At 42.6% G+C, this 13,027-nt stretch carries 12 protein-coding genes; 5 read left to right on the plus strand and 7 right to left on the minus strand.

Annotation, left to right across the window (positions count from 1 at the left end; genetic code table 11):
• Nucleotides 1-44: 44 nt before the first annotated feature.
• Nucleotides 45-506 carry an META domain-containing protein gene (locus DC077_RS02080; RefSeq protein ID WP_109201097.1) on the minus strand — a complete coding sequence of 154 codons (462 nt, stop codon included), beginning with the start codon at nt 504-506 and terminating at the stop codon, nt 45-47.
• 118 nt (nt 507-624) lie between these two features.
• Nucleotides 625-1,062 carry a TOBE domain-containing protein gene (locus tag DC077_RS02085; protein ID WP_109201098.1) on the minus strand — a complete coding sequence of 146 codons (438 nt, stop codon included), beginning with the start codon at nt 1,060-1,062 and terminating at the stop codon, nt 625-627.
• 590 nt (nt 1,063-1,652) lie between these two features.
• On the opposite strand from DC077_RS02085, the gene DC077_RS11060 reads away from it, so the two are divergent.
• Complete coding sequence (locus tag DC077_RS11060; RefSeq protein WP_275663860.1) at nt 1,653-2,330, plus strand: response regulator transcription factor; 678 nt, start codon at nt 1,653-1,655, stop codon at nt 2,328-2,330.
• A gap of 140 nt (nt 2,331-2,470) precedes the next feature.
• Here DC077_RS11060 and DC077_RS02095 read toward each other — a convergent pair whose 3' ends face one another.
• From DC077_RS02095 to DC077_RS02115, 4 genes are all read right to left on the minus strand, one after another.
• Nucleotides 2,471-3,784, minus strand: coding sequence for a PLP-dependent transferase (locus DC077_RS02095; protein ID WP_109201099.1), 1,314 nt, complete (start codon nt 3,782-3,784; stop codon nt 2,471-2,473).
• Between the two features lie 583 nt (nt 3,785-4,367).
• The gene (gene bioD, locus DC077_RS02105) at nt 4,368-5,135 is read right to left on the minus strand and encodes a dethiobiotin synthase (protein WP_109201101.1); all 768 of its coding nucleotides are present in this window, start codon (nt 5,133-5,135) and stop codon (nt 4,368-4,370) included.
• A 94-nt stretch (nt 5,136-5,229) separates the two neighbouring features.
• Entirely contained in the window at nt 5,230-6,174 is a 945-nt protein-coding gene (locus DC077_RS02110) for a methyltransferase domain-containing protein (RefSeq protein ID WP_109201102.1), read from the minus strand.
• The gene (locus DC077_RS02115; RefSeq protein WP_109201103.1) at nt 6,167-7,477 is read right to left on the minus strand and encodes an aminotransferase class I/II-fold pyridoxal phosphate-dependent enzyme; all 1,311 of its coding nucleotides are present in this window, start codon (nt 7,475-7,477) and stop codon (nt 6,167-6,169) included. The genes DC077_RS02110 and DC077_RS02115 overlap by 8 nt, the downstream gene beginning before the upstream one ends.
• 381 nt (nt 7,478-7,858) lie before the next feature.
• On the opposite strand from DC077_RS02115, the gene bioA reads away from it, so the two are divergent.
• The 4 genes from bioA to DC077_RS10615 all read left to right on the plus strand — a co-directional run bounded on the left by bioA (nt 7,859) and on the right by DC077_RS10615 (nt 12,581).
• Nucleotides 7,859-9,232, plus strand: a complete 1,374-nt coding sequence (gene bioA, locus DC077_RS02120) for an adenosylmethionine--8-amino-7-oxononanoate transaminase (RefSeq protein ID WP_109201104.1) — start codon at nt 7,859-7,861, stop codon at nt 9,230-9,232.
• A gap of 167 nt (nt 9,233-9,399) precedes the next feature.
• A complete protein-coding gene (locus DC077_RS02125; RefSeq protein ID WP_157954927.1) occupies nt 9,400-10,383 on the plus strand; it encodes an alpha/beta fold hydrolase in 984 nt (327 codons plus the stop codon).
• Nucleotides 10,384-10,566: 183 nt separating this feature from the next.
• Nucleotides 10,567-12,273, plus strand: coding sequence for an amidohydrolase (locus tag DC077_RS02130; protein ID WP_109201106.1), 1,707 nt, complete (start codon nt 10,567-10,569; stop codon nt 12,271-12,273).
• Between the two features lie 113 nt (nt 12,274-12,386).
• Nucleotides 12,387-12,581, plus strand: coding sequence for a hypothetical protein (locus DC077_RS10615; protein WP_133243402.1), 195 nt, complete (start codon nt 12,387-12,389; stop codon nt 12,579-12,581).
• A 158-nt stretch (nt 12,582-12,739) separates the two neighbouring features.
• Here DC077_RS10615 and DC077_RS02140 read toward each other — a convergent pair whose 3' ends face one another.
• Nucleotides 12,740-13,015 (minus strand): hypothetical protein, encoded by a 276-nt coding sequence (locus DC077_RS02140; protein ID WP_109201108.1) that lies wholly within the window; start codon nt 13,013-13,015, stop codon nt 12,740-12,742.
• Nucleotides 13,016-13,027 lie beyond the last annotated feature (12 nt).

Consider the following 13,027-nt stretch of genomic DNA (forward strand, 5'->3'; position numbering starts at 1 on the left):
TAATCCTTAAATATTTCTACTTGCCTATTCAAGATCCTTGAGATCTATCTAACTTTATCTCTCAATTTAAACTCTAACTGCGTTGTGGTGTTAGATAATCTTAAGAATTGGCCATCGGTTGAAACAACTGCTTCTGCACCATTTTCGAGAAGTTGAGCAATGTCACCATCGAGCTGATTGAGAACAGGATCGCTACAGAGCATACGTGTCATACCAACACCCTGAGCGCGTAAAATACCGCGATTAGAGAGGGTTGCTTGCCCAAAGAAGTTATTACACATCGTTCCTGTTACTCGCATATCTTGACCAAAGGCAATTGTTGGAGCTTCTACATTTTTACCCGCTTCAAAGGGCTTTCCATTAACCGACACTAATTGATAGTCATGATGTTGTAACTCTTGAACCGTTGCAATTTTGGTATCTAACTGGCTCATAGGGGTAATTCCTTTTGATGAACATGCCGCTAACACAAAGAGAACTGCAGCACCTAATAAAAGCTTTCTCATCTCATGATTCCTTATTTAACTCGATTTGACACAATACAATTTTCTAATTAACCAATTATACTAATCGATCATTCTAGAACAAAACTTAATAAACTTCGAAAAAAGTGCAGAACAACTTCTACGCCTCTTTCTCCGTTGCCACAATAATGCTTGATGCTTTAACGAGACCTACCACTTGAGCACCCTCTTTGATCTCCATCTCATCAAAGCTCTCATTGGTAATAACCGCTGTTAAACCAAGGCCTTTCTCTGTAACAAAGTGAACAGTACTATTTACCGCCCCTTTTACACATTTTTTGACTTGGCCTAAGAATTGATTACGGGCAGAAAAGAGGAGATTACTATCGGCTTGCGCTAAAACGACCCACGGGGCTTTGATGATCGAAATAACCACTTTTCCTGGGGAAATTCCCAAAGTTTCACAACTCTGCTTGGTGATTACGGTCACAATCTCGTCACCATTATCGAGTGTGATAATCACCTCATTATTGACACTTCCTTCAATAATGGCACTTACTTTACCACGAAGTTGATTACGGGCAGAAACTGCTCTCATATAAAACCTTCCTTTTCGATCTAATTAAGATGTAGTACGAGATGTAATACGATCATTATAATATCACCTCTCCCTCTAATCCCCTATAAATAGATGATGTTATAGATTGGGAATAATCGGTTATAATAGTGCCTCTTTTAAGGGTAAGGCCGTCAATAACTCGTAAATAGCTGTAAAAAATTATTCAAGTGGTATCGTAATAGCTTCCTCTTGGCATGAAAAATGAGATGAAAACGCCCATTATTTAGGCAAGCAGTCTTATAAAGAATCTTATAAAGAATCCTATACATGCGCTCAATAGCACTACTATTGATCCTATATTTTTGAAAATAGAAGATAATGCATAGAGATAGCACCCTACAAGGAGCAATTATCAGTTTTTAATCGAGGGAATATCTAGCAATGATGAGAATAAAACTCAATCTTGCATAAAAAAGAGATAGGATAGAGAGGAGATCCACAAAGCACGAAAATAACCTACAAAAGAGAATCCATTAAAGATAACCACAAAGAGAGATCTTATCAAAATTGTGAATCGATAGAGAGATCGATTAGATAGAGATCATAATAGATAGGAACCACAAATTATTATGAAAAGAAGTGTAGAGAATCAAGACCCCCAGATCATCCTTATCGACCCTAATCGTCTATTTCGAGAACGTATCGCCTTTCTACTAAGAGATGAAGCAAAGCCAGGTTACTCATCGGTCATTACCGCTCAATCTTTGAGCACACTTCCTCCACTTGAAAGCGCGATCGATCTTCTTTTAATTGATGCTCAATACCTCAATCATGCCAAAGAGCGTAAATTATTTGAGATGATAAGTGCTCAGAGCCCCAATCTTACGGTGATATTATGGGTTGAAAATGCAACCAAGAAACTTGCGGTCACAGCGCCCTCTCGCACAGAAATGAGTGATGATTCCTCATTACAGCTCTCACAAAAAGTACGGGATCAGCTAACCCCTATTGAACGCTACTACGCCTTAAGTAGAAGTGTTGATCGTCAAGCATTTATCCACCTCATTAATAAGGTCCTCCCTACTCAGCGGGAAGATAATGACTCACTGCTCTCCACCTTAACCCCTCGTGAAATCGAAATTTTACACTATTTGGTCAAAGGGGATAGTAATAAAGAGATCGCACGAGAACTTAAGATCTCAGAGAGTACTGTTAAAGTTCATGTACAAAATATCTTAAAGAAATTTTCTGTATCGAGCCGCGTTGAAGCCGCTGTTTATGCTGTTCGTCATGAATTGATGCAGTAGATGGCAAGGAATCATTACACAACGATTCGCCAACGATTCACCAACGATCCACAAATGATACAAAATTGAAAAGGGGGCTTTCATTAAGCCCCTCTCTTACATTAGAACAATCAATTCTACCGATGCAGATGCATCAACCATCAACTTAGCTCACCAAGGCCTCTTATGCTTAATCGAGCAGCGCTAAGCGCTAAAGCAGCACAAAGATCATTTTTAAGATCTTCAAGCTCCTCTAAGCCAACAGAGAGGCGTAGAAGTGTCTCATCGATCCCCATCAACTTTTTCAATTCCGGTGAGAAGGTTCCGTAGATAGTGGATTCAGGATGAATAATAAGTGTGCGATTATCGAAGAGATTTGTTGCTCTGCGAATAATCTTTAGTGCATCCATCAGCTGAAAACAGGCGGCTTTTGACGCAAGATTAAAGGTTAACATCGCTCCAGGATAATTGTTAAAGAGCCGATCACTCAATTCTTTATAGGGAGAGGATTGTAATTTTGGATAATTGACCGAAATGACCCGGTTCTCCTGCTCTAAAAACTGTGCTAACTGGTAGGCACTCTCTCCCATTCTGTGATAGCGTAATTTTAAGGTCTCTAATCCCATAATTTGAGCATAAGCGCTATCGGCATCGAGACAGGCGCCAAAGTTACGAGCAATCTCCCGCTTAATCTTAAACATAAAAGCACTAAATGGGCCCGGATCAGCCACTTTGGCTAAACGTTGATTAGCAGACCAGTCGAAAGTGCCATAATCGAGTATCGCACCACCCACACTTGTTGCACCCCCTGAGATATATTTGGTTGTTGAGACCACTTCAATATCAATTCCCCATACTTTTGCATCAAAATCACACCAAGGAACGACGGTAGTATCCACAATTAGTGGCACTTTTTTACACGCCAAAAGGGGCTTAATCTTCGTAAGATCGGCAATTTCAAGATGAGGATTAGTCACAAGCTCGCAGAAAAAAGCCACCGTATTCTCATCAATGGCAGCTTCAATTGCAGCTAAATCATCACTATCGACAAAACGAACTTCAACCCCAAATTCCGCTAAGGTAAATTGAAAGAAGGAGAAGCTATTACCAAAAAGATGGGGTGAGGTGACAATATTACTGCCGGCATAAGCAAGCGCCATAAAAGTATTGGAAATTGCCGCCATTCCACTACTTAACATCATGACATCTTTAGCGCCTGAGATCGCTTTTACCTTATTCTCTAACGCTTCAACTGTAGGATTACTGATACGAGAATAGGTGTGGGAAGGGATGTTCTCCCGATTTTGGAAAGCTGCCGCAATCGCCTCAGAGTGGGGAAAACCATATGCTGCACTGCGATAGATCGGGGTATTCATCGATTGATGAACATCGGGATGATTCTTATCGCTATTAAGAATGGTCGTTGTAAACCCTAATGATGCTGACTGCTCTTCTTTTTTAACCTGCTTTTCCATAACTGCTTCCCCCTTCTCTGCCTAAGCAGATGGTGACTCTCTCAATGAATCTATCTCGCATCGCTCAGCTTACCGATAATTATAGTGTTGGTAATGATGTTGTAACGATATTAGTAATATCGAAAATAGCCTCAAAAATGATCTCGACAGCTGTCTTGACAACTGTCTCAAAACAACCTCGAAGAAATATCAAACGTAATATCAAACGTAATATCAAACGTAATATCAAGCGTAGTATCAAGCATAAATTTGAGAACTATTACGAACTAAATAAGAATCTCCCCCTTAAAGACAAGGTAGATCTTTGGTCCCAGCCCCTCTTTAGCGCTCAAAAAGAGCTTGAGAATAACTTGCTATCCTCAGAAAGATAACTATCTAAAGTATGCTGATTTTATCAGCCATGCAAGCCCTTTCTTGAAAAAATAGAATAAAATCAACACTATCGATTATCTTAAAATATCTCTTAAGAATCTATCATTCCCTAAACTATTTGCCATGCGCTCTAACTATTGACCACTCATAATCTCATAATGATTCTTTTCTTAAGTCCTCTCAAAGAAGGGTCTTTCTTAGGATACTCTTTTTAAGAGTGTTGTAAGAGAGGTTTAAGATCAAAATAGTGATCGATCTTTGCCATTAAATCTGAATTCTGCGCCGCTTGATAAGGGATCTCCCCGATCATTGGAATATCGGTAAAAGCTTGAATGCCGGCAATATAATCAGGTAGTGAGGATGATTCTGAAAGATGATTTGCAACCCAACCAATCACCGGTAAACCCGCTGCCCGAATAGCATCAAAAGTTAGACGCGCATGGTTGATCACACCCAGTTTTAAGCCGACAACAACAATTACCGGCAAGCGATTTTGTATCACCCAATCACTATAGCTTCGCTCAAAGCTAAGAGGGGTATACCAACCGCCGGCACCCTCCACCAATGTAAGATCTCCCTTCTCTCTTAATTGTGCTAAACCACGAGTCATCACTTCAAAGTCGATCACTTGCCCCTTTTTATCGGCCAAAATATGGGGCGCTTCCTCTTCTGGGAAGAAGTAGGGATTCACCATCTCATATGGCAGCTGAGTCGATGAGGCACTAAGAAGAGAGTAGGCATCAGGATTTTTAATACCTAACGGCGTCTTTGCTGCGCCAGAAGCCACCGGTTTATAACCATTTGCCCTAATACCTTGTCGATTAAGCGCCTTGAGGAGAAGTGTAGAGACATAAGTTTTTCCGATCTCTGTATCGGTCCCTGTTATAAAGTAACATTGATGGTAACATTGATGCTTGTCTCTCTCTGCTTGTAGTCTCTCTTGCTCATCTATTTTTATATTTTCTGCTTCAAAGCTCATCACAAATTCTCTCTCTTTCTCTTCTTTTACTGTATTGATATCTTTTTATATCTTCTTGATATCTTCCTATTTCATCTCGCTCTTGATATGAATTTTAAGCTCGACCCGGAAGAATAATTTCAGCCACATGGTAGGTCAGCTGATATGCCCCTAATTGTTGGAAGTAATGATCGATCTTTAGGAAATCATTTCGCCCCATTAAACCTTTTCGACGCGCCGGCAGTGCCGAGGCACCAATTGAACGTAAGCTCTTAAAAAGCGCTTTTAATGTTGGAAATTGCATTACCGCTTGATAATGATGAATATCACCCCCCAATTGCCGCACAATATGCGTTGCGCTCTCAAGGCTGATAAAGGGAAGAATATGTTGCTGATCATCTACCTGCTTAAAAGCATCTTCTAGCTCTTGCAATGTGCCATCGAGAAGCGTAGTGATAAAGAGGCGTTGCTTTGTCACCTGCTGAAGCGCACCAAGCGCTCGCTTAAGATGGTGACACCACTGCACAGCAAGACTACTCATCGTAAAGTCAAAGGGAGAAATCTCGCTTGGAAGGTAATACGCAATCGCTTCAATATCCCCCTCGATAAAGTTTTGATAGCCCCCTTGTGCCTCTGCCACCTTAAGCATCTCCGGCGCAAGATCGAAAGCGGTTAATACCAGCGCTTGCGATAATTTTTCGTCTGATAAGTTTGCGTCTAAATGATCTTCTTTCTCTAAAAGGGTTGATAGCGCCCCTCTTAGTGCCCTGCCGAGATATCCTGTTCCAGCACCGGCATCTAAAATTGTGATCTGTAAATCTTGCTTGCGCTTCTCCTCACGCACCGCATCAATGCCTTTATCTACCTCTTCACCAAGTTCAGGGAGGAGATATTTCGCAATTAAGCGATCTGCTATTTGACGCTGAACAACAGCGATCGAATCATATTGGGTGGCATAAGTCCCAAAATTTTTCTGCACCACAGGCTTAGCAACATTTTTTGTAGGAGTTTCCGCGATATCTACCAATTTGATCTCTCTATCACGCTCTGCACTATGCATTATTAGCTCCTGCCCTATTATCTTCTCTCCTACTCTCTTGCTCTTCTCTTAAGAGAAGTTTGATCGATTGCATTAATTTAGCGATTAGATGATCGATCATCATCTCTTGATGATCTGCTGTAATCGTTATACGAAGACGCGCACTTTTAGGAGGAACGGTCGGAGGTCGAATCGCCGAGATCCAGATTCCCTCAGCCTTTAATGCCGCTGAGAGCGCTAACGCCATCTTCTCCTCCCCAATAACAAGAGGTTGAATTGCACTCTCTGAAGGGATTAAGTAAGGAAAGATAGATCCATCACTCAACTCTGCATTCAACTCTACACTTAACGCCGCTCTTAAATGGGTAAACATCTTTTCCATTTCTTGACGGAAATAGGCGATATTAGTAGCTAATTTTTGCCGGCGTGCCTCTCCCTCATCAGATTCAAGAAGTGAGATTGTTTCATCTAAAATAACGGCTTGCATCGGTGGAATCGCAGTGCTGTAGATTAGGGGTCGAGAAAATTGAACAAAATATTCTGCAAGCTCTTCCGAAAGAAGAACTGCAGCACCACTCATACCGAAAGCTTTTCCAAAGGTGACAATTAGAATCTCTGGCTTAATTCCAGCCTTATTACAACTACCTCGTCCTCCATCACCAACAATGCCAACACCATGTGCATCATCAACCATTAAAATGGCACCATATCTCTGGGTGATTTCTGCAATCTCTTCGAGAGGCGCGCCGTCACCATCCATACTAAAGAGCCCTTCTGTCACTACTAGCTGAAGAGGATGGGGAGATGTGGAATCGATCGGGCTTTGATGATAACGCTTCAGATAACTCTCTAGTGATGCAAGATCATTATGTTTAAAACGATGGAGCCGTCCTGGCGACAATATCGCAGCTTCCATCAACGAGGCATGGGAGAGTCGATCTGCAATAATCAGATCTCCCTTCTCAATTAAAACCTTAATAACCGCTTGATTAGCTGTAAATCCAGAGGGATAGAGAATCGCCCGATCATAACCCAACCAGTGAGCTAATCGCGTCTCTAATTGAGCAAGTGGCCGACTATATCCTGTAACATGGGGCGATCCACCACTGCCGACACCATAATCTTCTGCACCCCGCGCCGCCGCTACTTGTAATCGCGGATGATGTGCTAAGCCGAGGTAATCATTCGATGAGAAGTTAAGATATTGCTCCCCATCTACCTCAATATTGATACTACTTCCCGCTGCATGACAGATAACTCGCTGACGATAACGATTATCGATGCACTGTTGATCGAGAGCACTTTTGATTCTTTCTTTCCACATAACGTTCACATAACGCCTATATACCAATTCGAACTAATTCGATTTCTATCGATTATTTTAAAAATTACTTACAATTAATTACTTACAATTATTTACTTATAATATTCCCTATGAAATCTCTTCTCTGATAATCACTTTTAAGTTCTTTTAAGTTTTTATAGATCCTTTATCAGATGCTTTATAGGCACTTCTAAAGCCTAAAAGTGTTATCAAAAATCCTATTTATAGTACCATAGTGCTCTATCACCTGAGCTGTAAATATCATCCTCTCCCGAGTTCTGCCGGCAAAAGAACGCCCTTCACAGAGATTGAGTGGAAATGAGAATGGATGATAGTGAATGATTTAAGAACAGCGACAATAATCAACCTAAAGAGAAGAAGATGAAACAAGAACAAAAATCCTTACAAGGTCACGATACGTGTTTTGATTCTATCGATTTAACATTTGATACGCGCCATATTTGGCACCCTTATACCTCGATGAGCGAGCCACTTCCCTGTTATCCCGTTGTCTCTGCGGAAGGTGTCAAGTTGCAGCTTGAAGATGGTAGAGAGTTAATTGATGGAATGTCCTCCTGGTGGGCAGTACTTCACGGCTACAATCACCCGGTGATGAATGAGGCGATCAAAGCACAGTTGGAGAAGGTCTCTCATGTGATGTTTGGTGGCATTACTCATCAGCCAGCGGTCGATCTTGTTAAGAAATTGATTGAACTGACGCCCGATGCATTGGAGTGTGTCTTCCTTGCTGACTCTGGTTCTGTTGCAGTTGAGGTTGCCCTTAAGATGGCCTTTCAATATTGGCAAGCAAAAGAGAGCTTAGATGCAAAAGCAGAAGGTCGAGCGCCTCAACCTCGCCATCGTGTTCTCTCCCTCTCTCATGCTTATCATGGCGATACCTTTGGTGCGATGTCGGTCTGCGACCCTCAAAACTCTATGCACTCAATCTATGGAGGTTATCTTCCTAATCATCTCTTTGCGGAGACCTTCACAATTGGATTTGATCAACCGTGGGAAGATTCAGCTGCCGATAATTTAAGAGAGCTCTTTGCAAAACATCACCATGAACTCTTCGCCGTTATTGCCGAGCCGATTGTACAAGGTGCCGGTGGCATGCGCTTCTACCACCCCAATTATCTTAAAGTTCTTAGGGAGCTCTGTGATGAGAGTGGCGTTTTGCTCATCTTTGATGAGATTGCAACCGGCTTTGGACGTACCGGACGATTCCTTGCAGGAGAACATGCCGGCGTTGTTCCTGATATTATCTGTTTAGGAAAAGCGCTAACAGGTGGCTATTTAACGCTCTCTGCCGTCTTAACTACACGCCATGTTGCTGAAACCATCAGTCAAGGGGATGCTAAATGTTTTATGCATGGCCCCACCTTTATGGGAAATCCTTTAGCCTGTGCCGCCGCCAATGCGAGCCTCTCCCTATTAGAAGGGGGACACTGGCAGGAGAATGTCTCTCGCATTGAGAAGCAACTCAAAGAGGAGCTACTTAAACCATTACAAGGCAATCCTCATATTGAGGAAGTTCGTGTTTTAGGAGCCATCGGTGTTGTAGAGCTTAAGCGTCCCGTCAATCAAGCGCGTATTCAGAAATACTTTGTCGATCGTGGTGTCTGGATTCGCCCTTTCAATCGCTTGGTCTATATTATGCCCCCCTTTATCACTAGTAAGGAGGAGTTGGCAGAACTCACATCAGCATTAGTGGATCTTCTCAATCGGGAAGATTTCTCTGAGTTTGTTGAATAACATTAAAAAATATATATAAAAAATATTTATAGAGATCTTATAGAAACTTATAGCTTATATAAGTAAAGTTGATATAAGTAGTTTTATAGAAAGAAAGCGCAGAAGCGAACAGTAATGAGCAGTGTAATAAGCAATAAGTAAGGGTAATAGACACCATGAGAGAATCATTGATAACAAACGATACCTCTAGCACTAAAACTAAGAGTGAAGCTATTAGTGCCGAATCGTTAACGATAGAGATGTTAACAGATGAACCGGCAAAGCAAGCGCAGCCGTTAACACTCTCCTATCTTCAATGCAAAAAGAGTGGGAATCAAGCAGTAGATCAAGCTGAGGTAGAAGATGCTCCGGCACTACTCTTTCTCCACGGGATTTTAGGGGATGCGCGAATCTGGCATCCCTATCTCTCTGCTTTTCCACAATATGATTGTTATGCGCTAACTCTTTCAGGATTTGGGAGAGGAAGTGAAGATGAAACCCCTTTTGACACAGACCGCCATGGCGCAGAAGTTGCCGCCTTTTGCCAGGCGCTCAATAATAGAGAGGGAAAACCTCATCGACAATATATTGTGATCGCTTGGTCTTACGCTTGTCATGTTGCGCTTTTGTCTGCAAGTAGAGCACCTGATCTCTTTGCCGAGCTTATTCTCTATGAATTGATTATTCCTAGTTATGGTATCTCCGAAGAGATGCATCAACAATTCACTCGTGATATTGCCAAAATGATGAGCCCTATTATTCGTGCTTTTCGCCGAAACAAGGAGGCAGAAGCGATCGATCATTTTATTGCCGCTTGTAAAAATGCCCCTTTCTCCCTTAAAGAGCAATCGGCAACGATTCAGCAGATTAAAGCGGAGAATCATCACACACTCAATAAACTCTTAACCCAAAAGGAACCGAATCCCTTTACTGCAGAGATGCTTCAAGCGCTTAATCAAAAAGTGCCGATCACTATCTTCTGGGGAGCGCATTCTCGGGCGATATTTCAGCTTAGTTCAAAGGCAGCTTATCAAGCCCTTCAAGCCTATCAATCTCACAATAGTAGCGGCGGTGGTGAAATCGATGCCGACCATCTTCTGCCAGAAGAAGAGCCGGAGAAACTGCTTCAGCACTTAAAGGATCATCTCGCCACTGATCGATCGGCCAACTAATCACTTCAGCCAGCAATTATCCGATAGCCCGATAACCCACACATACTCATTGCAACATTCCATCGAGCTACAGCCTATAAACCTATAAACCTATAAACCTATAAACCTATAAAAATATCTTATTAAAACAAAATATCATCAACAAAAAACATCATTTTAATACGCCAATAGAAGGAGCGAGACATGGGTCAACCTGCAGACAAAATCTACTACAATGGTGCGATTTTTACCGCTGATGCCACTAACACTATTACCGAAGCGATCGCATTTAAAGAGGGTAAAGTTTTAGCCACCGGTACTTTGGAGTCGCTCAAGCCTTACCTTAGCGCAACAACAGAGCAGATCGATCTTGCCGGCAAGATGTTAATGCCGGGGATTGTCGATTCCCACCTTCACCCATTCTGGGGTGGATTACAACTTTCAGGCTGTAATCTCGATTATCGATCACTCTCGGTGGAAGAGACGCTCCAATTTATTCAAGAGTATCTCGATCAAGATCCCAAAAAAGGGGATCGGGACTGGTTACCAGTTCGGGCATATCTCCGCCATGGCGTTCTTCCTATAGGATACGATATCACTCGGCGCGATCTAGACCAGCTCGATACTGTTCGTCCTGTTATTCTCTTTGCCAACGATTGCCATACGTTAGTGGCTAATAGCCGAGCATTAACACTCTTTGGGATTGATGAATCAACACCAACTCCAAAAGATGGAACAATTCGTCGTTATCCTGATGGGACACTCAATGGCATTATGGAAGATGCGCCGGCGATGCGCGCTTATGATTCGATCCCAACACTCGATGCATCTGCCGCTATAACAGTTGCTGAAAATGTTCAACAGTTACTCAATCGTCAAGGAGTCACAACTGTCATGGATGCTCGAGCATTACCCCTTCAATTTGATGCCTTTACCGCAGTGAAGGCCGCGGGGAAATTGACATTACGTCTCTTAGGGGCGCGTGAGATTACACCAGATGATGCACCTACCGTTGCCGATGTTCCTCGTGCCGTAGCAGAGATGGCAGCTTTTGCGCAGAAATATAGTGATGCTTCTTGGGAGGTCACGCCGGGAATTTTCATTCAGCATGCGAAATTTTTTGTCGATGGCGTCATGCAAGCGCCGATTCATACTGCAGCACTTCTTGCACCGTATCGTATTAATTATGGGACAAAGCAGGCTCCTGACTATCGCCTCTCAGAGCAAACGGGTGATCTCTACTACTCCGATCAACTCTTAACAGCGCTTATCACCGCTGTGAGTCAACATGGATTTCATCCCCATATGCATACGGTTGGAGATGGTGCAATTGAAGCTACGCTCAACGCTATTGAGAAGATGCGCGCCGAAGTAACCGGCGATATTCGCCCAAGTCTTGCACATAATGAGTTAACATCTCCACATCAATATGCGCGTTTTAGAGAACTCGGTGCTATTCCCTGCCTCTCCTTTCAATGGGCGGATTATCCGCAACTCTTTGCTGATGAGATGAGAGAGATTTTGGGCGATGAACGCTTCCAATATTTAGAGACTGCCGGAAAATTTTATGATGCCGGCGTTCGAGTTGCCTTCGGTAGTGATTGGCCGATCGATCCGCTCGATGAGTGGTTTGCCTTCAAAGTAGCTGTTACAAGACAAGGCGATGGTGATGATAATCCAAGACTCAATACCGATCGCAATCTCACCCTTACAGAGGTGTTACGCTCTGCAACTATTGAGGCCGCTTATATGATCGATGCTGATCGTTATATCGGTTCCTTAGAGCCCGGTAAATTTGCAGATTATATTATTCTCGATCGAAATCCATTTGATCAATCGCCTGAAGAGATCGGCACAACTCAAGTGCTCAATACCTTTGTCGGGGGAGAAGAAGTTTATCGCGCACAATAGCGCTTCTTACCATAGAAGATAGAGCTGCGATAGAATCATCAAAGTAGATTACCGGCATCTTTGCAGTTCTCTTTTTAGTTTAGGACTTTTTAATACTAAGAAGAGCTGATAAGTTGCCGGATTTTACTGTTGCACTCTTTTTTAAGATCGCGCGCCGGCAAAGAGGCATCTTCTCCCCCGTTCCACCAAGTTTATTGATTGAGATAAGAGAGACCGATAAGTTGCCGGATTTTATGACCGCACTCTTCTTAAAATCACGCGCCGGCAAAACGGCATCTTCTTCTACCCCGTTCCGCCAAGTATATTGATTGAGATTTGAGATAAGAGAGGTCGATAAGTTGCCCACCCGCGGGCATGCAGTTGTGATAAAAATAAAATCATCCTCTCCCGCCTATCCGCCGATGATCTTATGCGTTCAGCCAAGTGTGACTAAGTATTGTATAGTGTGAACTTTAGCCCTTCCATCTTAATGGTGCTCTTGATGATTCTTTCCCTTAAAGTCGGGCAGTTTAGGAAGCTCGAAGCCATCAGTCTGCTGCTCCACCATCTGACGCGCCTCTTTAAAACTCCAGATTCGATAATAATCTAAGACCCAGAGAACAACTCCGAGAAAGATTAAAATCATTACAAGACGCATCACTAACTTAATAAAGATTGAAGCAATCTTCCCAACAAAACCTAAAGCAAAACGCAATGCGCTAAAGGCTACTAATATCACTAAAACGATCACTATCGCTTCCATTGCTTCTCCTTA

The organism is Ignatzschineria cameli, from assembly GCF_003121895.1.
Classification (GTDB): Bacteria; Pseudomonadota; Gammaproteobacteria; order Cardiobacteriales; family Wohlfahrtiimonadaceae; genus Ignatzschineria; species Ignatzschineria cameli.